This is a genomic window from Neomesorhizobium albiziae (genome assembly GCF_900114255.1).
Taxonomy (GTDB): Bacteria; Pseudomonadota; Alphaproteobacteria; order Rhizobiales; family Rhizobiaceae; genus Neomesorhizobium; species Neomesorhizobium albiziae.
In genome coordinates this window covers 291,660-313,765 of record NZ_FOSL01000003.1, presented here as the reverse complement: position 1 = coordinate 313,765, position 22,106 = coordinate 291,660, and the positions used below count along the sequence as shown (strand labels likewise).

Annotated in this window: 19 protein-coding genes; 9 read left to right on the top strand and 10 right to left on the bottom strand. The window is 60.4% G+C overall.

Annotated elements, in window-relative coordinates:
- Window positions 1–50: 50 nt before the first annotated feature.
- Window positions 51–842, bottom strand: coding sequence for a response regulator transcription factor (locus F3H98_RS08020; protein WP_244621639.1), 792 nt, complete (start codon window positions 840–842; stop codon window positions 51–53).
- Window positions 843–1,288: 446 nt separating this feature from the next.
- On the opposite strand from F3H98_RS08020, the gene F3H98_RS08015 reads away from it, so the two are divergent.
- From F3H98_RS08015 to F3H98_RS07990, 6 genes are all read left to right on the top strand, one after another.
- On the top strand, window positions 1,289–2,575 hold the full coding sequence (locus tag F3H98_RS08015) for a polysaccharide biosynthesis/export family protein (RefSeq protein WP_149759598.1): 1,287 nt from the start codon (window positions 1,289–1,291) through the stop codon (window positions 2,573–2,575).
- Window positions 2,576–2,663: 88 nt separating this feature from the next.
- A complete protein-coding gene (gene rfbA / locus F3H98_RS08010) occupies window positions 2,664–3,539 on the top strand; it encodes a glucose-1-phosphate thymidylyltransferase RfbA (RefSeq protein WP_149759597.1) in 876 nt (291 codons plus the stop codon).
- A complete protein-coding gene (rfbC, locus tag F3H98_RS08005) occupies window positions 3,539–4,102 on the top strand; it encodes a dTDP-4-dehydrorhamnose 3,5-epimerase (protein WP_149759596.1) in 564 nt (187 codons plus the stop codon). The genes rfbA and rfbC overlap by 1 nt, the downstream gene beginning before the upstream one ends.
- 13 nt (window positions 4,103–4,115) lie before the next feature.
- Complete coding sequence (rfbB, locus tag F3H98_RS08000) at window positions 4,116–5,183, top strand: dTDP-glucose 4,6-dehydratase (protein ID WP_149759595.1); 1,068 nt, start codon at window positions 4,116–4,118, stop codon at window positions 5,181–5,183.
- On the top strand, window positions 5,180–6,070 hold the full coding sequence (gene rfbD / locus F3H98_RS07995; RefSeq protein ID WP_149759594.1) for a dTDP-4-dehydrorhamnose reductase: 891 nt from the start codon (window positions 5,180–5,182) through the stop codon (window positions 6,068–6,070). The genes rfbB and rfbD overlap by 4 nt, the downstream gene beginning before the upstream one ends.
- 7 nt (window positions 6,071–6,077) lie before the next feature.
- Window positions 6,078–7,598, top strand: a complete 1,521-nt coding sequence (locus F3H98_RS07990) for an O-antigen translocase (protein WP_244621638.1) — start codon at window positions 6,078–6,080, stop codon at window positions 7,596–7,598.
- A gap of 56 nt (window positions 7,599–7,654) precedes the next feature.
- On the opposite strand, the gene F3H98_RS07985 is transcribed toward F3H98_RS07990, so the two are convergent.
- From F3H98_RS07985 to F3H98_RS07945, 9 genes are all read right to left on the bottom strand, one after another.
- Window positions 7,655–8,848 carry a DegT/DnrJ/EryC1/StrS family aminotransferase gene (locus F3H98_RS07985; RefSeq protein ID WP_149759593.1) on the bottom strand — a complete coding sequence of 398 codons (1,194 nt, stop codon included), beginning with the start codon at window positions 8,846–8,848 and terminating at the stop codon, window positions 7,655–7,657.
- Window positions 8,845–9,822, bottom strand: a complete 978-nt coding sequence (locus F3H98_RS07980; protein WP_149759592.1) for an NAD-dependent epimerase/dehydratase family protein — start codon at window positions 9,820–9,822, stop codon at window positions 8,845–8,847. The genes F3H98_RS07985 and F3H98_RS07980 overlap by 4 nt, the downstream gene beginning before the upstream one ends.
- A gap of 1 nt (window position 9,823) precedes the next feature.
- The gene (locus F3H98_RS07975; RefSeq protein ID WP_149759591.1) at window positions 9,824–10,555 is read right to left on the bottom strand and encodes an acyltransferase; all 732 of its coding nucleotides are present in this window, start codon (window positions 10,553–10,555) and stop codon (window positions 9,824–9,826) included.
- Window positions 10,545–11,651 carry a DegT/DnrJ/EryC1/StrS family aminotransferase gene (locus tag F3H98_RS07970; RefSeq protein ID WP_149759590.1) on the bottom strand — a complete coding sequence of 369 codons (1,107 nt, stop codon included), beginning with the start codon at window positions 11,649–11,651 and terminating at the stop codon, window positions 10,545–10,547. Before F3H98_RS07970 ends, F3H98_RS07975 begins: the two co-directional genes overlap by 11 nt.
- Window positions 11,648–12,685 (bottom strand): Gfo/Idh/MocA family protein, encoded by a 1,038-nt coding sequence (locus F3H98_RS07965; RefSeq protein WP_149759589.1) that lies wholly within the window; start codon window positions 12,683–12,685, stop codon window positions 11,648–11,650. Before F3H98_RS07965 ends, F3H98_RS07970 begins: the two co-directional genes overlap by 4 nt.
- Window positions 12,682–13,188, bottom strand: coding sequence for an acyltransferase (locus F3H98_RS07960; protein WP_149759588.1), 507 nt, complete (start codon window positions 13,186–13,188; stop codon window positions 12,682–12,684). The genes F3H98_RS07965 and F3H98_RS07960 overlap by 4 nt, the downstream gene beginning before the upstream one ends.
- Before the next feature lie 308 nt (window positions 13,189–13,496).
- Window positions 13,497–14,660 carry a glycosyltransferase family 2 protein gene (locus F3H98_RS07955; protein ID WP_244621637.1) on the bottom strand — a complete coding sequence of 388 codons (1,164 nt, stop codon included), beginning with the start codon at window positions 14,658–14,660 and terminating at the stop codon, window positions 13,497–13,499.
- The gene (locus tag F3H98_RS07950) at window positions 14,657–15,844 is read right to left on the bottom strand and encodes a glycosyltransferase family 4 protein (protein ID WP_149759587.1); all 1,188 of its coding nucleotides are present in this window, start codon (window positions 15,842–15,844) and stop codon (window positions 14,657–14,659) included. The genes F3H98_RS07955 and F3H98_RS07950 overlap by 4 nt, the downstream gene beginning before the upstream one ends.
- On the bottom strand, window positions 15,841–16,920 hold the full coding sequence (locus F3H98_RS07945; protein ID WP_244621636.1) for a glycosyltransferase: 1,080 nt from the start codon (window positions 16,918–16,920) through the stop codon (window positions 15,841–15,843). Before F3H98_RS07945 ends, F3H98_RS07950 begins: the two co-directional genes overlap by 4 nt.
- Before the next feature lie 468 nt (window positions 16,921–17,388).
- Between F3H98_RS07945 and F3H98_RS07940 the strand changes: the two genes are divergently transcribed.
- From F3H98_RS07940 to F3H98_RS07930, 3 genes are all read left to right on the top strand, one after another.
- Window positions 17,389–18,651: a GNAT family N-acetyltransferase gene (locus tag F3H98_RS07940; protein ID WP_188130364.1), complete on the top strand. Its 1,263-nt coding sequence runs from the start codon at window positions 17,389–17,391 to the stop codon at window positions 18,649–18,651.
- Between the two features lie 266 nt (window positions 18,652–18,917).
- Window positions 18,918–20,423: a hypothetical protein gene (locus tag F3H98_RS07935; protein WP_244621635.1), complete on the top strand. Its 1,506-nt coding sequence runs from the start codon at window positions 18,918–18,920 to the stop codon at window positions 20,421–20,423.
- A gap of 434 nt (window positions 20,424–20,857) precedes the next feature.
- Window positions 20,858–22,105, top strand: a complete 1,248-nt coding sequence (locus F3H98_RS07930) for an O-antigen ligase family protein (protein WP_149759585.1) — start codon at window positions 20,858–20,860, stop codon at window positions 22,103–22,105.
- The last annotated feature ends 1 nt before the right edge of the window (window position 22,106 follow it).

Genomic DNA, 22,106 nt, shown 5'->3' with positions numbered 1-22,106 from the left:
TCTGTGAGATAATTTACACAAGGGCGGTGACCAAGGGCCGCGCGCGGGTGTCAGCCGCGTTGAAGCTGCCTGTTCGCGATCAAACCTGGCTGGTTTTCAGCCAGGTGATCGCGAAAACGCGCCGCCGCTTCCGTTCGATTATGGGCGCCTAGCTTGCTGATGATGTTGTGAAGGTGGATCTTTACGGTGTGCTCGGACAGGCCGAATTTTACTGCGATGGACTTATTCTGAAGACCCTGAGAGACCATTTCGAGGATCTGGATTTCGCGGCTGGTCAGATCACTGACATTGCCGTTGACCGCCGAACGCCCATTGGCCGGAGCGCTGTGGTTCGGCGCCGGGGGATGCTGGCCGCTCGTCCTCTGTGAATGAGCATGCATCGTGTCAGGGGGTATGTATTCGCCTCCCCGCAGCATCAGCCGAACGACGGAAAGCCAGATGTCGAGCCTGAGGTTCATCGGGAGCACGCTGCGAACGAATTGAGAGCTCAGAACCTCCGAATAGGTGTAAGGCGGAGTTTTGGTGTCGTGCTGGATCAGCGCACCGAAAGCCAACGGATGCTGGCGGAATATTTCCTCCGCCGTGTTCTCGGCCTCCCTGAGGTGCATGGTGTCGACCAGAACCAGGGAAACCGGATGTGCAAAGTCCGCACACGCCGCCTTGACGTTTTCCACCTGCTCGACAACCACCCACGGAAATTCCCTTTCCAGGGCGTAAATCAGGCTAATGGGAATTGTCCCGGCTGCCGCGACGAAGATGATTACCCGTTTCGGCTCGACGGCTGCCGCCGCCGTGCCGCCACTATCCTGGCCGAGACCGGAATTCGGCGTGGCTTCTGTCACGTGGTGGTCTCCATGCTGCCGAAATCCTGAAATGGACAACTCATCGCTGGTCCGTCTCCTCCCGGTAGTCGAAGGGCATTTCCCTTCAGCGTCTACTTGCGCGCGAACAATAGGCCGCAGAGCCGGGTCTCCGATCGGCGAATCTTGCACATTGGCTGGCCATTCGTCTTGTCCACCAAAGGGATCATGCCAGGCAGGGGACACCCCGACGATCGGTAACCCGGTTTGCTCTCACCTCTCCCGGGTTACCTTTTGACGAAAGCCGCGCCACCCCACCCCATCAATATGGATGAAGGCCAAACCACCCCCTTTCACCTTTCAGGATTTCGATAATTCCGCAGAGTCGGATTGCCGGGGGCGGGTTCCCTTTCGGCGCCTCGATACGTTGCGTCTGGCCACCTGGGTCGAAATCGATCCCGGCCAGAACGGAAAGGACAGGACGGCATATGAAAGCCTCTCGTGGAACCTCGGCCCTGTGCGCGCTGCTGATGGCAGGTTGCGTCGCCGTTGCCAGCTTCTGTCTGCCCGGTAGCGCTGCGGCCGCAGATGTGAGGCTCTCGCCGCAAACCAAAGTTCGCCTCACCGTCGTGCAGTGGATGCCCATGAAAGGCCAGTACGAACGCTGGGAGGCCCTGGGCGGCGAATTCATAGTGTCCGACGCGGGTACGCTTTCCCTGCCGGTTATCGGATCGGTTCCTGTTGGCACCCTCGACAATGCCGGCCTTGCCGCCGAAATCTCGAAGCGGCTGCAGGCGAAGACGGGAATGGTCGCAGCACCCGATACCACTGTCGAGGTCGTGGAATACCCACCCATTTATGTCGTCGGCGATGTCAACACGCCGGGCCAGTACAAATTCCGCGACGGATTGACTGTCCTGCAGGCGTTGGCGCTGAGTGGCGGCGAGCTGAGATCCGGCGCGCATTCCGAAACCGAGATCAGGCTGGTCGGCGAATTGCAAGGCTTCGACAACGACATCCTGCGCAGCAGCGCCCGCGTTGCACGTCTCGGCGCCGAAATGTCGGATGCGAAGGAAATCAGCTTCCCCCCGGCGCTTGCGGGTTCGAACCGAACGCTCGCCGACGAGGTATTCGCTCAGGAGAAGATCATCTTCCAGGCGCGCGCCAACGAACTCGAGCGACAAACCAAGTCGCTTTCCGATTTGCGCGATCTGTTCAGCGCCGAAATCAAGGTTCTCGAGGAAAAGATCAAGGCTGCCGACGACGGCATTGCATCCGCCGAGAAGGAACTCTCGGGTGTATCCGTGCTCGTGGAGAAGGGAATCGCGGTCGCTTCGCGCAAGTCCGATCTGGAGCGTGTTCTTTCGAACTACCGGGCTGAGCGCCTCGACCAGGTCACCGCCGTCATGAGAGCGCGCCAGGGCATCACCGAGGCAACGCGCAACCTCGACGGCCTGCGCGACAAGATGAAGACCGATGTGGCGTCCGAGCTACAGACCGAGCAGGCCAGCCTCGATGAGAGCAGGCTGAAGCGCGATACGTCGCAGAGGCTTCTGCTTGAGCTTCTTGCCTCGAGCAAGAGCGGTCAGGACAAGGATGCGATCGCTTTTTCGATAACAAGACGGGAGAGCGGTCGCGCTATCGAAGTACCGGCAACGGAACTGACATCGCTGATACCGGGCGATGTGGTCAAGATAACCCTCGCAAATCGTCCAGACGTCGAACCTGCGGGGACGCGACGACCGGTTGCGGCAGCCAGCGAGGTCAGTCAGTGAGTGGCAATAACGTTCGAAGCCGGCAATGCCGGCAGGCAGTCGCGTGCGTTCATGTTCCCTGCGCGGACGGATACCGGATGGGGCTGGCATGAAGGGCATCATCCTCGCCGGTGGCAGTGGCACGCGCCTCTATCCGATCACCATCGCCGTGTCGAAGCAGCTTCTGCCTGTCTACGACAAGCCGATGATCTTTTACCCTCTGAGCGTCCTCATGCTATCGGGCATCCGCGAAATCCTGGTGATTTCGACGCCGCGCGACCTTCCCCTGTTCAAGGAATTGCTGGGTGACGGGTCCGATTTCGGCATCAGCCTTTCCTACGCCGAACAGGCCCAGCCCAACGGTCTTGCAGAAGCGTTCCTGATCGGCCGCGACTTCATCGGCGATGGCCCGGTCGCCATGATTCTCGGCGACAACATCTTCTTCGGACACGGGCTTCCCGATGTCTGCCGCGAAGCGGCGGCAAGGAAAACGGGGGCGACCGTCTTTGCCTATCACGTCAACGACCCGGAGCGGTATGGCGTCGTCAGCTTCGACAATGGCAGTGGCAAGGCGACGTGCATCGAGGAAAAGCCTTCCCGGCCGCAATCGAACTGGGCGGTCACCGGCCTCTATTTCTACGACAATGACGTGGTCGACATCGCTTCCTCGATCCGGCCGTCGGCTCGCGGCGAACTTGAGATCACAGCGGTCAACAATGCCTATCTCGATCGCGGCGATCTGCATGTCAGCCGCCTCGGCCGCGGTTATGCCTGGCTGGACACCGGCACCTATGACAGCCTGCAGGACGCTTCCGCCTTCGTGCAGACTGTCGAGCGGCGTCAGGGCGCGCAGATCGCCTGTCCCGAAGAAATTGCGCTCGGGCTTGGCTGGCTCACCTGTGGCCAGGTTCTGCAACGCGCTTCCCTGATGGAAAAGACCACCTACGGCGAATATCTGCGCCGGCTGGTCCAGGAGGCCAATTGATGGGCCTCAAGGTGACAGAGCTTGGCCTCGGCGGGGTCCTCGAGATCCAGCCGAACCGTTTCATCGATGATCGCGGATTCTTTTCGGAAACGTGGAACGCACAGCGTTTTTCCGAAGGTGGCGTAACGGACGCTTTCGTCCAGGACAATCATTCGCTCTCGGTCGACCGTGGCGTGTTGCGCGGCCTGCACTACCAGCTACCGCCCCACGCGCAGGACAAACTCGTCAGGGTGGTGCGCGGTTCAATCTTCGATGTTGCCGTCGATATTCGAAGGGGATCGCCAACATTCGCCAAATGGGTCGGGGTCGTTCTGTCCGCCGAGGCATGGAACCAGCTTTTCGTCCCCAAAGGGTTCGCGCACGGCTTTGCGACGCTCGAGCCGAATACCGAAGTCGTCTACAAGGTGACGGATTATTACTCCCCTGCCCATGACCGGTCGATCCGCTTCGACGATCCCGATATCGGCATCGCCTGGCCGATCCCTTCAGAAGACCTTGTGCTTTCTGAGAAAGACCGCCAGGCGCCGCTGCTGAAACAGGCCGGGGTCTTCGATTTCCAATGAGAGGGGGCCGTCCATGAACATACTTGTCACAGGCGGTGCAGGGTTCATCGGATCGGCGCTGTGCCGATACCTGACAGGCAATCCGGCCGACCGCGTCGTCAACATCGACAAGCTGACTTATGCCGGCAATCTCGCGTCGCTGCGGCAGATCGAAAACCTTCCTAACTATACATTCGTTCGCGCCGATATTCGCGACGATCGGCGGGTGAGCGAAATCCTGCGTGCCGAGAAAATTGACACCGTCATGCATCTTGCCGCCGAAACGCATGTCGACCGTTCCATCGACGGCCCCGCCGATTTCATCGAAACCAACATCGTGGGAACGTTCCGGCTGCTGTGCGCGTCCCTTGCATACTGGCGCGATCTCCCGCCAGAGATGGCGGAGCGGTTTCGCTTTCACCATGTCTCCACGGATGAGGTTTTCGGCGATCTCGATGAGGAGGAAGCGCGATTTACGGAAGATACGCCGTACGTGCCTTCGTCACCCTATTCCGCCTCCAAGGCGGCCTCCGATCATCTGGTGCGGGCATGGCACCGCACCTTCGGTCTGCCGGTCGTTCTTTCCAACTGCTCCAACAACTACGGCCCGTTCCACTTCCCCGAAAAGCTTATCCCGCTGACCATCCTCAACGCGCTCGACGAGCAACCTTTGCGGGTCTATGGCGCCGGAAAGAACATTCGCGACTGGCTTCATGTCGAGGATCATGTGCGGGCGCTGGCGCTCATCGCGCGCAACGGCGTAGTCGGCGAAAGCTATAATGTCGGGGGCAACGCCGAACGCAGCAACATCCGCGTTGTCGAAACGATCTGCGATATCCTCGATGCCAGGAAACCGCGACGCAACGGCGGCTCCTACCGCAGCCTGATCACGTTTGTGGCGGACCGGCCGGGCCATGACCGGCGCTATGCGATCGACGGCTCGAAGCTGGAGCGCGAGCTCGGCTGGAAAGCCAGGGAAAGCTTCGAAACAGGACTTGCCCGCACCGTTGACTGGTATCTCGACAATGAATGGTGGTGGGGGCCCATTCGCGAGGGGCACTATGCCGGGGAACGCCTTGGCAGGCTCGTGGCGGCGCAATGAAAATCCTGGTCACCGGCACGGCCGGTCAGGTCGTGCGAAGTCTCGCAGAGAGGGCAGTCGACCTGCCCGGCGTGCAACTGAGCGCGATCGGGCGGCCGCAGCTTGATCTGTCCGACCGGAAATCCGTCATCGCATCCATTGTCTCGGCAAAACCCGACGTGGTTGTTTCAGCCGCTGCCTACACCGCCGTCGACCGGGCGGAAGATGAACCCGAACGGGCCTTTGCGGTCAATGTGGCAGGCGCGTCCGCAGTCGCCGAAGCGGCCGAGCTCATCGGTGCGCCCGTCATCCACCTGTCGACCGACTATGTGTTCGCCGGCGACGATCCCAAACCCTATCGGGAGCAGGCTGAAACGGGTCCGAAGACGGTCTACGGGATGACGAAGTGTGAGGGCGAACGGGCCGTTGCCCAGTCCAATCCCCGGCATGTGATCCTGCGCACCAGTTGGGTATACAGCCCGTTCGGAAAGAATTTCGTACGCACGATGCTCACCCTCGCCAGGGATCGCAATGCGATTCCCGTCGTGTCCGACCAGTGGGGCAACCCGACGTCGGCTCTCGATCTCGCTGACGGCATTCTTCAGATTGCAAGCAACCTGGGTGCAGGACAATTCGGCATCTACCACCTGGCTGGTGCCGGCGACACCAACTGGGCCGATTTCGCGCGCCATGTCTTTGCGGTTAGCCGCACGCATGGTGGACCGTTTGCCGATGTCACCGATGTCGCCACGTCGGAATATCCGGCCAAGGCTCGGCGCCCGGCATTCTCGCGGCTCTGCAGCGAAAAGGCATCGGTGGTTTTCGGCGTGCAGCCCCGCCATTGGCAAACCAGTACGGAAACGGTCGTGCGCCGGTTGCTTGCCCAGGATTTCCACAACGGCGGTTGAGGTCAGGATGGACACCAAAACCATGTCCACCGAAACGCGCGCGGCGAGCGGAACCTATGCGCAGATTCTGAAGGCAACGGCCGTCATCGGCGGTTCCTCGATCGTGAACATCGGCTTTTCCATCATCCGCAACAAGGCGATGGCGATCCTGCTGGGGCCGGGTGGCGTCGGTCTTGTCGGTCTCTACACGTCGATATCCGACCTTACGCAGACACTCGCCGGGCTGGGCATCCAGGCAAGCGGCGTGCGCCAGATTGCCGAGGCGGTTGGCACCGAAGACCAGGAACGGATCGCCCGCACGACAACGGTGCTGCGGCGCGTCTCGTTCATACTTGGCCTGGGCGGCGCACTGCTCTTGCTGGCATTGTGCCTTCCCGTATCGAATTTCACGTTCGGCAACTACACGCACGCGGCGGCCGTGGCGCTGCTTTCGGCAGTGGTGTTTTTCCGGCTCATCTCCTTCGGGCAGATCGCGCTTGTCCAGGGCATGCGGCGTATCGGTGACCTTGCCCGCATCAACATGCTCTCGGCCATGTTCAGCACGCTGATCGCGGTACCGATGGTCTATTTCTTCGGCGAAAAGGGGATCGTTCCGGCGCTGGTGGCGATGGCGGCGGCATCGATCGCCACCTCGTGGTGGTACAGCCGCAAAATCCACATCGCCCCACCCTCCATGTCGATGCGGGAAGTCGCCGGGGAAGCCAGGGCGCTGCTCGGTCTTGGCGTTGTCTTCATGGCGAGCGGATTTCTGACCGTCGGGGCTGCCTATGCAGTCCGCATCATCGTGCTGCGCGAAGGCGGCGTTGTGGCGGCCGGCCTATACCAGGCGGCGTGGGCGCTGGGTGGTCTGTATGCCAGCTTCATCCTGCAGGCGATGGGAACCGATTTCTATCCGCGCCTGACGGCGGTCGCCACCAACAACGAAGAATGCAACCGCCTGGTTAACGAGCAGGCCCAGATCAGCATCCTTCTGGCCGGGCCCGGCTTGATCGCTACGCTCTCTATCGCTCCCTTTTTGATGACGTTGTTCTATTCGTCGGAATTCCATGCGGCCGCCGACCTACTGCGCTGGATCTGCCTTGGCATGATGCTGCGGATCGTCGCCTGGCCAATGGGCTTCATCGTGCTGGCCAAGGGCGCGCAGAAGATATTCTTCTGGACCGAGGTGGCGGCCACACTGGTGCATGTGGGCCTCGCCTGGCTGTTGGTGCCTTATGTCGGCCCCGTCGGTTCGGGCATGGCGTTTTTCGGCCTCTACGTCTGGCACAGCCTGCTCATCTACGTGCTGGTGCGGAAAGTCAGTGGATTCCGCTGGTCGGCCAGCAACATTCGGCTTGGACTGTTCTTCCTTCCGGCGACTGGCCTGGTGTTCGGCGGCTTCATGATGCTGCCTGGCGGGCCGGCCACCGCGATCGGATTGGCGGTGACACTGGTATGCGGCCTCTATTCGCTGCGGACCCTCGCCCAACTGCTGCCGATGGACTGGGTGCCGTCTTCGATAAAGTCCTGGCTGCCCAAACCGGCATAAAAAAATCACGCCGGATGGCCGACGTGATTTCTAGCTGTCCTCCAGGGCAGGTTTCTTCAGCCGACCTGCGCCTGACGGGGTTGTTCGTCAACGACCACGGCGATGAGGCTGTCGGCTACACGCGACAGGTCATCATCCGTCATTTGTGTGAACAGCGGCAGGATCAGCGATCCGAACTGCGCATCTATACTACGCTGGAGGCTGGAGCCCGCACGGAAGCTGCCGCTTTGCGCATAGGCGCCTTCGAGATGAATGTTCATGACGCCGCGCCGGGTCGAGACGCCGGCATCGAGCAGCGCCTGCATGGTCGCGCGCTGGTCGCTCCAATGCGGCAGCCCGACGCAATAGCTCTGCCAGTTGCTGCGTCCCCAATGCGGCTCAAGGGGGGCGATCAGGCCGGCTGTCCCCGAGAGATGGCGGCTATAGGCCTCGGCGAGTTGCCTGCGCCGCGCGACGATTTCCGGGAGACGTTTCAGTTGCTCGCGGCCGACCGCGGCCTGGAGGTCCGTCATCCTGTAATTGAAGCCGACCTCGGGATATGTCTCGAATATGACGTCGCGCGAACCGTGCCGCACCGCATCGGTGACGCTCATCGAATGCTGGCGCCAAAGCCTGAACTTGGCGTCGTATTCCGGATTGCGGGTGGTCAGCATGCCGCCGTCACCGGTGGTGACGACCTTGCGCGGATGGAATGAGAAGCAGGCGATGTCGCCATGCGGCTTGCCGATCTTCTCCCAGGTGCCGTTCCAGAGGATTTCGCTGCCGATCGCACAGGCCGCATCCTCGATGACGGGGATGCCGTGACGCTTGCCGATTTCGACGATCTTCGACAGGTCGCACGGCATGCCTAGTTGATGCACGCACAGGATCGCCTTGGTGCGTGGGGAAATCGCAGGCTCGATCAATGCGGGATCGATGTTGAAGCCGCCGGCTTCAACATCGACGAACACCGGAACGGCGCCGCAATAGCGGATTGCGTTCGCGGTCGCGATGAAGGAATGGCTGGCGGTGATGACTTCATCGCCGGGGCCGACCCCGACAGCCATCAGCGCGAGATGCAGCGCCGTCGTGCAGTTGGAAACAGCGCAGGCATGGGGAGCGCCGACCATGCTTGCGAACTCTTTTTCGAACGCCGCGACCTCCGGACCTTGCGTGACCCAGCCGGAAAGAATGACGCGGCGCACCGCTTCGACTTCGCGTTCGTCGAGAACCGGCTTGGCGACCGGCACCTGTCGCAAGGGGATACTCATTCTGCCGCCACCGGGCGTGTCGCGGCCCGCTCCTGCTGCCACCAGTCGACAAGATCGCGAAGCCCGTCTTCGAGGCTTATTTTCGCGGTGAAACCGAGGCGCTGTGTGGCTCTGCTCGTATCCGCCAGCCGGCGCGTTACGCCGTTGACCGCGCGCGCCGGCACGTGCTGTGGAGCCGTTGAAGAGCCCATGACGCTGCTTAGCATCTGCGCAAGCTGGAGAAGACTTGTCTCCGTCCCGCTGGCGACGTTGAACACCTCGTCGGTGACATCGGCTTTCGCAGCCAGCACGTTGGCGCGCGCGATGTCGTGCACATGCACGAAATCCATGGTCTGCGACCCGTCGCCGTGGATGATGGGAGCCTCACCTGCGGCCAGGCGTTCCATCCAGCGGATGAGCACTTCCGTATACGCGCCGTAGACGTCCATGCGCGGCCCGTAGACGTTGAAATAGCGCAGCGCGACATAGCGCAGGCCCTGCATTTCCGCGAACGAGCGCAGCAATCCTTCGTTGAAGGTTTTTGCCGCGCCGTAGATGGTGCGGTTGTTGTAGGGATGATGATCCTCTGTCGTGGGGAAGCTTTCGGCCAGGCCCAGAACCGAAGCGGAGGACGCAGCGACGACCTTACTCACGCCTGCCCGCACCGCCGCTTCGATGACGTTGAAGGTGCCGCCGGCCAGCACATCAAAAGCAAGGCGGGGTTCCTCGGCGCATTGCGTGATGCGGATGGCGGCCTGATGAAAGACGATGTCGACGCCTTCGAAGAGTTTTCCGAGCGTGACGCGGTCGCGGATGTCGCCTTCCACGATGGTCAGTGGAAACAGTGCGCTCGCCTGGCGAAGGTTTTCGCGGCGGCCGCGCACGAAGTTGTCGAGAATGATGATCTCGGCCGGATTTTCCTGCGCGACGAGGTCGGCAATGTGGGAGCCGATCAGTCCTGCACCACCTGTTATCAGGACGCGTTTGTCCTTCATGTCATACCCTCTCGCGCTGCGTTTCGATTTCGGATGCGGCTTGCAGTTCCGGGTCCGTCCGCCATCGAAGGAATTTTGCGGGGACGCCCGCGACCACCGCGAAAGGCGGTACATCGCTGGCAACGACCGCGCCTGCGCCCACGATCGCACCTTTGCCTATGGTGACGCCCGGAAGAACGGTGGCATTGGTGCCGACATCGGCCCACGCTTCGATCCGTACGGGCCTGATCTCGAGAGCTGTCCGGATAATCGGCACGCCCACCGGTTCGCCGCTGTGGGTCGACCCGAGAATCTTGGCTCCAGGCCCCCAGCCGACGCATTCCTCGATGAGCAGGTCGCGCGCATCGAGATATGCTTGCGGACCGATCCAGACATTGTCGCCTATGACGCAGCTGCCGTCATATCGGCCCTGGATGAAGGCCTGGGCGCCGATGAAGACGTTGCTGCCAATCTCGAAGGTTTCCGGATGCTTGAAACCCGCGCCGGTGCCGACCTGAAGGCCAGACTGGCAACTGCGTGCAAGCGCCCGCCAGATCGTCTTGCGCATCAGGGAATCGAGATAGCCGGGGCCCGTTGCGAAGCGTCCGTAAAGATCGGCGAGGTTTGCCTTTCCGTATGCATCAAGCAGGGCCTCGGCGAGACCCTGCTCGAATTCGGGGTCGACGGGCATTTGAAGGCGACCGTGTACCGCCTCGACTACCCTGGCGGCGGCACGTTTGCGATCATCCGACATAGGCCATTTGCTCCACGACTTCGACGACCCGTTCGACCTGCCACGGTTTCAATTCGGGATAGAGGGGAAGCGACAGAACAGTCTTGGCCGCCGCTTCGGAACGTGGAAAACCGCCAACCTTGTGGCCGAGATCGGCATGCGCCTTCTGGAGATGCACGGGGATTGGATAGTGCAGGCCCGTATGGATGCCTTCGTGCTGCAGGACCTGCTGCAGGCTGTCGCGATCGGGCGTGCGCACCGCATAGATGTGGTAGACATGCCGCCTGTTGGCTACTTGCTTGGGTATTTGCACGACGGAAGAGTTGGCCAGCAGCTGCCCATAGTGTTGCGCATGATTGCGCCGTGCCGTCGTCCAGGCGTCGAGATGCCGTAGCTTGATCCGCAGGATGGCGCCCTGGATGCCGTCCATGCGATAGTTGAAGCCCTTGATGGCATGGTGGTAGCGGCGATCCTGGCCCCAGTCCCGCAGCATCCTGATCGCCTGCATATGGGCATCGTCATTGGTGACGACGATGCCGCCTTCGCCACAGGCGCCGAGATTCTTGCCGGGATAGAAGCTGAAGCATCCGGAGATGCCCATGCTGCCGGCTCTCATGCCGTCATATTCGGCGCCGTGCGCCTGGCACGCGTCCTCGATGACGGGAATGCTGTACCGGTCCGCGATCTCCATGATCGGATCCATGTCCGCCATCTGGCCATAGAGATGGACCGGGACGATCGCCTTGGTGTTCGGGGTGATGGCGGCTTCGAGCTTGCCGGGATCCATTGTCAGCGTAACGGGCTCGACATCCACGAAGATGGGCCGGGCACCGATGTAGCAGATCGCCGACACCGTCGCCACGAATGTGAACGGCACTGTGATTACTTCGTCGCCAGGGCCGATGCCAGCCGCCAGCAAGGCCAGGTGAAGGGCGCTGGTGCCGGAGTTGAGGGCAATGGCGTGTTTGGTTCCGCAATAGGCGGCGAATTCACGCTCGAACATAGCGACCTCGTCGCCGAGCACATACTGGCCGGAGGCGAGGACACGCAAAACCGCGGCGTCTGCCTCCTCCTTGATCGATGCGTACTGGGCTTGAAGATCCAGGAAGGGGATCATGCGACGCGCCTCACAGGCTGAAGGTCGATCACGCGTCCCCGCTGAGCGAGCGACTGGGACGCGGCTTCCAGGATGCGCACGACCCTGAGGCCCGCATGCCCGTCGGCGATCGGCGTTTTATTGTTCTCGATGCAGTCGACGAATTCGCGAAGCTCGGTGCCGAGCGCTTCGGTGACCTCCAGGTGGGGAGCCCACATATCGCCGGTACGGTATCCCACCATCGCCTGATACGCGTTCTCGCCGCTCAGGTGAGGGTTGCCGTTGAGCGTAATGCCCTTGTCGTAGACCTTGATCTTTTCGCTCGGTTCAAGGTCGTCATAGACGATCATGCGACGGCTTCCGCCGACCAGCGTTCGTCGCACCTTGACCGGCGCCAGCCAGTTCACATGGATATGGGCGATCAGGTTGTTCTCGAACAAGAGGTTCAGGTAGGCGATGTTCTCCGGTTCGCCGGCGACGTGACTGACGCCGCTCGCCGACACCGCGACAGGTTTGGAGGGCAGCACGTAGTCCATGATCGAGAGGTCGTGGACGGCGAGATCCCACAGGACGCTGACATCGTGCTGGAACAGCCCGAGGTTCACCCGAACCGAATCGTAGTAATAGATCTGACCGAGCCCGGCTTCGACCAGCTCGCGCATCTTTCGCACGGCGCCGGTGTGGACAAAAGTGTGGTCCACGGCCAGTACGAGGCCGCGGCGGGCGGCCTCGTCGACGAGGCGCTCCGCTTCCTCCGCGGAGGATGCGATCGGCTTTTCGACGAAGACATGTTTCCCGGCCATCAGCGCACTCATCGCGAGCCTGAAATGGGTGGAAACCGGGGTGGCTATGGCAACGGCCTGAACGCGCGGGTCGCTCAGCACGTCGTCGTAATTTTCCGTAAGGGTCACGCTGGGATAGCGGTTCCGCACCGACTCCAGCCGGCTGGCCTTGAGGTCGCATACCGTCACCAGGCGCGCGCCCTGCAGGTCGGAAAGGTTTCGGACGAGGTTGGGACCCCAATAGCCGTAGCCGACAACTGCTACTCCAATCATCGTGCAATCCTCGTTTTGAGCAGGGCTGCGGGAGCGTCTTTTGCGGTGCCGATCACCTTTGCGGGTACCCCGGCGACGATGGCGTAGTCGGGGACATCGCGGGTGACGACCGCGCCGGCGCCGACCATCGCGCCGACACCGATGGTGATGCCCGCCATGATGGTGGCATTGCTGCCGATCGAGGCGTGCCGCCTGACGGTCGTCGGGACCAATGTCCAATCGGCATCGGTCTGCAACTCGCCAGTGGGCGTTACGGCCCTTGGGTGAAGGTCATTGGTGAACATGACCCCGTGGCCGACGAAGACGCCGTCCTCGAGGATGACCCCCTCGCAGATGAAGGTGTGGCTTGAAATCTTGCAGTCTTCGCCGACGACGGCATTGCGCTGAATTTCGACAAACGTGCCGATGCGGGACCTGGCGCCGATGCGGCAGCCGTACAGGTTCACCAGGTCTGGATGATGGATAACCACGTCCTCGTCCAGAACCACACTCGAGGCTATCATTCCTGCACGATTCCCATTTTTTGTGTTGAACGAGCGGCGAGACGCCATGGCCGCGAAGTCATTTTCAGACACTCACGAGATTTCTTTTTGGTATCGGAGTAAACCAGCGAAAACGCCGTAGTGCGCTCTCCGAAAGGCGTAAAAGCGGGCAAGCCGGAGCAAGCAAAAACGCATTTATTGCTGGGTGAGATACTACCTTGCCGGATGCAAAGTGTTGGTCAGGGAGTAATGCCCGAACACGCTCAGGCTTGAAATTGGGCGAGCGCCTGCCTCTTGCGGATGCTCGCCCGCAGGCTCGGGAAACAGCCCTAAATCCCGCTACGGTGCCAGAGCCGCCGTCTCCAGATGCCGCGCAATCCGCGAACCGCGCGCTCTGCGAAGAAAACCGGATGGCGGCAGGTGTGCGGGGCACCGACCGCACTGCGCCATTCCAGGCCTGCCCAGCCCGGGATCCTTGCAACCTCGGGCTCGATCTCGCGCGCGATTTCCCGCAGCTGCTGGATCAGCGCGATGTCAGGCTTCGGATGATCGTATTGACGGGTCGCGAGCTCGACCGCATCGATGGCGATTGCCTGCATCGCGCTGGCGTGAAAAGCACGTGCGTTGGGGATTGCGGCGGCAATTCCCGAGAACAGCGTTTCGAACGCGTCCCTGCGCTCAAGCAGGTCGCGAAGGCTGTCGACCTTTCTCGCGGACAGGCTCTGCTGATGGTCGCGATGCCACGCCTGGTCCGCTCCGTGGATGTAGGCGACATCCGAGAACGCCGACAAGCGCAGCCACATCTCCATGTCATGCGTGTGAGCCAACGGCTTCTGCCCGCCGACGCGATCGACGATCGATTTTCGCATCACCGCTTCGGGAGAGGTGATCACGTTCACCCCGGCGGTACACCGGTCGACCAGCCATCGCTTGCCCGGCCATATCGTCCAGCGCGTTGCCGTGCGGCGGGCAGCAGGCAATCGGTTGCCGGCAAAATGAAGGGGATGGCCATAGACGAGGCCGACCGACGGATAGGCACGCATCAGCGCAACGGCGCGTTGGAGCGCGCCGGGCGTCAGCAGGTCGTCTGCGTCGAGACGCACGAGGAACTCGCCGCTCGCCCTGGCGAGCCCTTCATTGAACGTGTCGACCGGCCCCGAGTTTCTGGCCCGGGCGATGACGACGATGTTCGGATGGTTTGATGCCAGGTCGCGAGCGACCGCAACGCTGTCGTCGGTCGAGCAATCGTCGACGATGACGATCTCGACGTCGACCCCCTCTTGCGAGAGCGTGCTTGCGACGGCCTGCGGCAGATAGCGCGCATAGTTGTAGCAGGGAATGACCACCGACACCGTGGCAGTCGTACCGGGCGCCGGACGTGGCGCGACAACGGTCTTTTTCAGGCCAGCCAACGTTTCATCTGTCGACGGGATCTGGGTCGAGAGGCTTTCCACCCTGCCGAAAATTACTGAAGTGAAGCTCATCCTGTTCATCGCGCCATCCAGGCCGATACCGTCTGCTTCGACGAACGAAAGCCCATGAGGGTCCGGAATTTTGCCACTTCGACAGCTGAGCGCGACAACGACGGCAGCCGGTCAGTAAGCGACCGGCGGCTGGCAACAAGGTCATGGTAGATATCGCTCAGCCGTTCGGCGGCGCTATCGAGGCTGAAATGCTTCTCCACCAGCGCGCGCCCATGTCTACCGAGTTCCGTCCTGCGGCCGGGATTGCCGGCCAAACCTTCCAGAATCTCCTGCAGGTCGGCGGCCCCGCCGCCACCGTGGCCGAACCAGCCCTGATGCAGGAAGACATCCGTCGAGGATTCGTCGAGCAAGCGCCAGAAGCCATCGGTTCCCTGTACGATCAACGGCCGGGAAAACGACATCCCCTTGAGCGCGGAGCTGCCCATGCCAAGCACGATGTCCGCCGCTTCATAGGCGTCGCGCGGATCGAGCATGGTGTCCGTAACCAGCACAAGCTCTCGGCCGGCACGGCCGTTGATCCAGCAGGCTTTCTCCCTGACCTCTGCCAATCCTTCGCCGCCGCCGACGACCAGAAAACGGACCGGCCATCGATCGGCAAGCGACAGAACGGCATCCATCGCCTCCAGCACCCCTTCCAGTTTCTGGAGTTCGGAGGTCATCCGGCACACCACCGAAATCACGATCTCCTCTTCGCTGAAGCACCAGCGCGCCCGTGCGGAGGCTCTGTCCACGCTGCGGTTTTTTTCCGTGTCGATGGGCGGCTCCATCAAGGCGGCGTCCCGCTCCAGACCGCTTACCAGCTCGCGCGTGCCAACCAGCAGCGGAACATGTCTCGGCAAGAAGTCGGGAACGCGCATGGAAAGCACAGTCATCAGGACCGGGGTGTTGCAAAGGAGATGCGGCCCGAAAGTTGCCTCGATGCTCGGTCTCCATTCATAGGCATGCACGACGTCGATCCGACGTTTGAGCACTAGCTGTATCATGCGAAGCGCGGTGCGTGGCGACGGATAGGTGGAAATAACGGGAGTGGGCATATATTCGAGATCGAATTCCTTGATCATCGAAACGAGCGGGCCTTCGGGTGCGGTGACGATGACGCCATGGCCGCGGTCGCGAACAGCAGCGGCCAGTTCGATGGCGTTGATCTGGCTGCCGCCGACAATCAGTTGATGCGGATAAACGAGAATGTTCATCCTGCGGCCACCGGTTCGCAGCACTGCGCCTGCAGGATATCGTCGTAGAGAGCGGCCACCTCGGCGCGCTCCCGGGCGGGAGAGTAGGTGTCCAGTATGAATTCCGATGCACGCCTGCCGCGATCGAGACACCAGTCCGGATCGTTCTTTTCGCTCGATATGGCCTCTTCAACCGCATCGACGAAGCCAAGCACGTCGCCGACTTCTACCCGCGCGCAGAAATTCGAGTGGAAAAACTCACGCCCCGAAAAGCCGTCATTGCCGATGACATAGCAGCCGCATGCCATCGCCTCGGCCGCCGGAAGGCCAAAGCCTTCCTGGTGAGTGAAGGCGAGAAATATCCGCGTGGTTCGCAATTGCGCGGCAACCTCGTCGTGGGAAATGCCGTCGAGGGCGACGACCTCCCAACCGTCCAGTACGCCGTTGCCGCGCAGGATCTCGATGACCTGACGGGCGTCGGTGCGGCCGCGTCGCGGCATGTAGGCGATGCGGCGCGGCCGCTGCGCCTGACCGGCGTGGAACATAGAAGGGTCGATGCCGAGATGGATGCGCCGAACCGGACATGCAGGAAAAGCTCGCTGCAGCATGTCCGTGTTGTGGATGGAGACGGTGACCACAGCGGCAAGCCGAGGATCGGCCAGATAGAACCGGGCCAGGTCGCTTGCACGGTTCCATGTCAGATGGCTGTTCTGATTGAAAATCACATAGCGAACCGCTTCCGGCAGGTTCGGGATCAGATCGACGTCCACTTCCGGCACCACCACGATGTCGTCCGACCTCAACTCGATCGCCGCGACATCGGTCACCCTCGTTTCGTTCTTGAACCAGGTGCAGCGGAATCCTGGCCGGTGATGCAGCACGTAGGCATCGAAGCCGGCAGCGTTCAGGATATCGACCTGGCGGTAGATGACGCGGATGCCGCCGGAGGGTGAAGGATGGTCTGGCGTCAGGAAAAATATGGTGGGGTTTGCCGCGCGCTGGGGATCGACGGCAAACGTCAATTGCTGGCGGTGATGCCGCTCAGCGGCATCCGCAACCTTCCGGTACAGTGATCGCGCCAGGTTCGCTGCCGACACCGACAACCTCTTCAGTCGCCCAAGCTGGCCTCGTCTTAGCTCGCGAAAGGGTTTGCGAGACCGAGACGGGCCGTTTCAATGTCGTCCCACGCGAGCGCAAAGTCGGCAAGTGGTACGGATATCCGCCAAAATGACGAAGCGGACGAACCAAGGTGGGGGTTCAAGAGGAAACGGGAAGCCGCAATTCTCCAAACCGGGAAACACGGCACAGAGGACCGGATCATGCCCAGGGTGGCGACCCGGCCATTGAGAGCAGAGCCGCGGGGTGCTGGACGTGAAGGACCAGCCGCAGACGGCGGACACAAGCCAAAGGACAATAGATCGTCCACAGAAAGGCGTAATGGGTCAAGCGGTTTAACGCCAATGACCCAGTCGTTGAGGTCGCAATTTTTTGCCACTATCGCCCCACCTGTGGTCCTGGCGATAACTATCGCCAGGGATCAAGCCCGCACAGATCAGAGGACGCTCGTGGCAGACACCTACTGTTTTAAGGACCATATGTCAGGGGAGACAGGGTCGATCGGTTCGCAATCCGGGTCCACCCCGGTGAGCGTCGGCGCGGTTACGATCGCAACCACAGTGGACGAGGTGGAAGCGCTTCGCGACCGCTGGCGCGCGATCGACGTCAAGGATATCGATTCCGATATCGACTACTTCCTCACCATCGTTCGGTGCGGGGGCACGACTGTGCGCCCATATGTGGTATATATCCGTCGCGAAGGCGGCCGGGATCTTTTGGGCATCTCCCGCATCGAGCGGGTTTCGTTACCGCTTAAATTTGGCTACCGGAAACTCGTTTCGCCCGAGTTCCGCGCCGTCGTTGTCACATTCGGGGGCATCGTAGGCACTCGCGAGAGGGCCGACGAAGAACTGCTGCTTGATTATCTGCAAGGCCCGCTCGACACCGGCGATGCCGATTTACTGCTCCTGCGCAACATCGATGTGAACGGAACGCTCTACAAAGCAGCTTCTGCCCGCGGGAGTTGTTTGCGTCGTTCGCATGGTCGGGAGATTTCGGGTCGGTGGATGGCGCGCTTGCCCGACACACTCGACCGGTTTCTCGAAGGCCGGTCCTCCAAGACCCGGCAGAGACTCAAGGGGCAGGATAGAAAACTGCTTCGGGACTATGCTGGGCGGCTCAGACTTCACCGCTTTGAAAATATCGAAGAGATGGCCGAACTTTGCCGGGACATGGAGAGGGTCGCCTCGCGCACCTACCAGCGCGGCCTTGGAGCAGGATTCCTGAATTCGTCATTCGATCGCGCTCTCCTGGAAGAAACTATGCGACAGGGCTGGCACCGAACCTGGATGCTCTATCTGGATGACGTTCCCGTGGCATTCTGGACAGGCACGAACTACGCTTCCAACTTCGCTATCGGAACACCCGGCTTCGATCCGGACTACACAAAGGACTCGGTCGGCCGGTTCACCATGTTTCGCATGGTCGAAGATCTATGCGCGGATCCTACGGTGTCCATGCTCGACTTCGGGTATGGCGAGGCTGACTACAAGACTGCCTTCGGCGAATGCCAGCGTTATGAGAGCACTGTTCTAATCACCTCTCGTCGCCCGTTTCCCATAGCGGTCAATCTTGCTGCCTCCCTGTTTTCGATTGTGAACAGCCAAGGACGCCGCTTGATAAAAGAGACCGAATGGGGTCGACGACTGAAAAGAATGTGGCGCGGCAGGGCTGCTGCCGGAGGAAACGCGGAGAGGCCTGGCGGAATATAACCGAGTGAGCTGTGCGGTCGCCAGCGCCCGATGAGGATTTGCGCCTCCTTCAGTGCATAGAAGTTTCCCTGTATCGTCGCTTTGATTTGACGCTGAACATGAAAGTTACGGCGCTTCTGGCGTGCTTTACTATGTGTGATCAATACTTCTGGCGTAGCTATCTCATCTAAAGAATATTGCGAGCAACAATAGTTGGGCTTGCACAAGCCATCGAAAAGATCGCATTCGGGTAGCCGGGCTGTAGCAGCTCACAGATTGGAGCAAAGATGATTGCGGGAACCGAATTCGACGGTCAGTTCATTGTTTCCAACGGGCACGCTCCGGAACGCCCAGGTTCTAGGCGTATAAAACTAAATTCGTTGTGTGTGGACATTTTTGCTCGGCAACCCGTCACCAAGGTGTTCGATCGAAGTGGCGAACTCATCGGATGTCTTCTCGGTACGCCTATTGATGTGGAGCAAGGAAAGATACTCGTCGACCATCACGTGATCGAGATCGAGTTCGGTAAGGAATCCGCCCTCAACATTGCTGTAGAAACGGAAATATACCGTTTCGCCGGCAGCTTTGTGTTTCTCTTGGATATGCCGCACGCTCGGCGTCTTTATCTTGACGCCAATGGCACCAAATCCGTCGTTTACAACGTTGCTGATCAGGTCGCCGCTTCGACCACCTTATTGGTGCTCCCAACGGTGAAGGAATACTATGAAGGTCTGGACCGTTCACTTTACGCTGCTCTCAACGTGGACAAGGATGGCTGGTTTCCGGCGGGTCTCACAGCTCATGCAGGCGTCAAGCGCCTGATTTCCAACCACTATCTAGACCTCGAAACCTGGACCTGCGTCAGGCACTGGCCGCTTGAACCCGTCGTGCGGGAAGCGGATCCGGCAGGGTCGATCAAGACAATCGTGGAACAGACGAGCCGCGTGATAGAGACGCTGTCCAAAGTCGCCCCAACCAATCTGGCCCTGACTGCCGGATATGACACGAGGCTCCTCCTGGCGTGCTCGAGAAATCTGCTTGACCAACTCGGCTTCATTACGGTGAACGTTCCCGGAGGCGAGTTGGATATCAAGAGGGCGCGGGAACTGTCAGAACGCTTTGGTCTAAGGCATCAGTTATTGCCATATGTCGAAGCCAGTCCGGAACAAATGGAGACCTGGCAGAGAAAGGTGAGCCACTGTATCACCGGCTCGAACCTGAGAATGCATCCCAGCATGGCGCCGCTGAAGGACACCATCTTTGTTGGAGGTGTAGGAGGAGAAGTCGGCCGCGGGTTTCTCTGGTTGAACTCTAATGACCAGACGAAACTCGATGCCAATGGCCTTATCGAAAGGCTGAAATTGCCGCTGGAGCCGCGCCTGCGACTGGCTGTCGATGCATGGCTCCGTCCCCTGAAGGATTTGGACAGCCTGCTGATCCTCGATCTCGCTTTTATGGAACTGCGAGTGAGTTCGTGGGCTTTCGCTCAAGCGTACGCCCCCTCACACCACATCGAGATCAATCCGCTCATCTCGCGCAAGACGTATAAGGCCATGCTTTCGCTGCAACCGTCAGTGCGCCGAAACAACGGCATGGTTGTCAGGGCGGTGACGACCGCCTGGCCTGAACTGCTTGAACTGCCTGTCAACCGGTACGGTGATTGGCGGGATGCCTATCAAAAAGCGCGGGATGCGGCGGCTGACCCAAGGCGAGCGCTACGAAAGTTGCGCCAGCTAGCATCGGCCAAGACAACAAACGTCTTCAGTCACCGAAAAAAAAGCCCGGGCATTTAGACGGCCATACCTGCGCAAGGTTCTGCTAGGTCAAGGACAAATCCGTAGCTACGACGCATAACGTCCGTCGCATGCTCAGCGGTCCAAGGCTGCCGACGCCCGGCAAGCTGCGGTGATTCGATGGATCGCGCGCCTTAGCGTGAAAGGGAGTAGCACCTACACCAGAAGAGTCTGCCGCACCTTCTTAAGAAGAGGTTCGGCCGCATCCGTGATTTCCGTAATGTAAGTAGCTCATTTGTATGGTCGCCATGCGGAAGTCACTGACACAAAACGCACCCAGGACAGCGTACTCGCCGGCCGGTTCACCGCTGCGCAGAACTGCGGCGGCGCGCCATCAGTCAATGCGCAGCGGGCGGCTGCAGCGCCCCAGCGCAAGCCCCGTGGCCGCTCAGGCATCACCTACGTCGCTCCCTTTTCCAGCTCTGGCGCTTCTGGTGGCACTCCAGATTCCTTGGATCTTTTCGATTGGAGACTTGCGCCTTACCCCCTATCGCCTCGTTCTTCTGATCCTGCTTCCGACCTGCCTCCTTCGGTGGATGAGTGGCAAAGTCGGCAAGGTTCGCCTGACTGACGTGGCGCTTTTCCTTTTCTGCGGGTGGTGCGCTGTCGCCATGGTCGCGATCCACGGACTGTCTGATGCGATCGAACCGGCGGGAATTCTCTTTCTAGAAACGATGGGCGGCTTCCTGGTTGCACGCTGTTATATTCGCGATGAAGCAAGCTTCCGCATGATGGCGAAGGTACTTTTTTTAATCAGCGTGATCCTGCTACCCTTCGCTTTGCACGAAGCTCTCACGGGTGGGAAGGTGCTACTGAACACCTTCCGCCTGATAATGCCCACCTACATCGACGTCGGCATGCCGGAGCGCTGGGGTCTCGACCGGGCCCAGGGAAATTATATCCATCCCATTCACTTTGGAGTGAACATCGGCAGTACCCTGACGCTCACATTTCTCGTTCTGGGATATGGGAAATCGCCTTACGTCCGGATGTTCAAATCCTCACTCGTATTTCTCACATCTTTTCTCTCTCTTTCCTCCGGGCCGCTCACGTCAATGGTCGGGCAAATCGCTCTGCTGTCCTGGGACAGGATGTCGCGCGGCTTTCCGATGAAATGGAGCGTGCTGGCAATCGGAGGACTTGCCGTTTTCATAATGATTGAAATGTTCGCCAACCGATCCCTAGCTGTTATTCTTATCGGCTACTTCGCTTTCGACGAGTATTCAGCGTACATTCGAACGTTGACCTGGCAATACGGCACTCAGTCGATAATGAACCATCCGCTCTGGGGGGTAGGTTTCGGCCCGTGGGACAAGCCCGAATGGCTTACGTCGAGCATTGACATGCATTGGATCATCGACGCAGTCCGGCACGGCATTCCGGCGGGGTTTCTCGTATTCCTGGCATTCTTTTCGGCGCTTTTGGCTGTCGGCCGAGCACCTATCTCTGACGAGAAGCTCAGCACGTATCGCACCGCGTACATGATTACGATGGTAGGTTTTTTCATGACCGGTTGGGCCGTCTATTTCTGGGAGTCGTCATACATACTATTCACCTTCCTGCTGGGTAGTGGCTTCTGGCTTATCGAGGCAGACGCCGCGCCCTCCTCAATTAGCCAGATAAGACGATCTGGCGCGGCGACAAAAAATCTTCGCCAACGAAATTCTCGCGAGAACGGGTGAG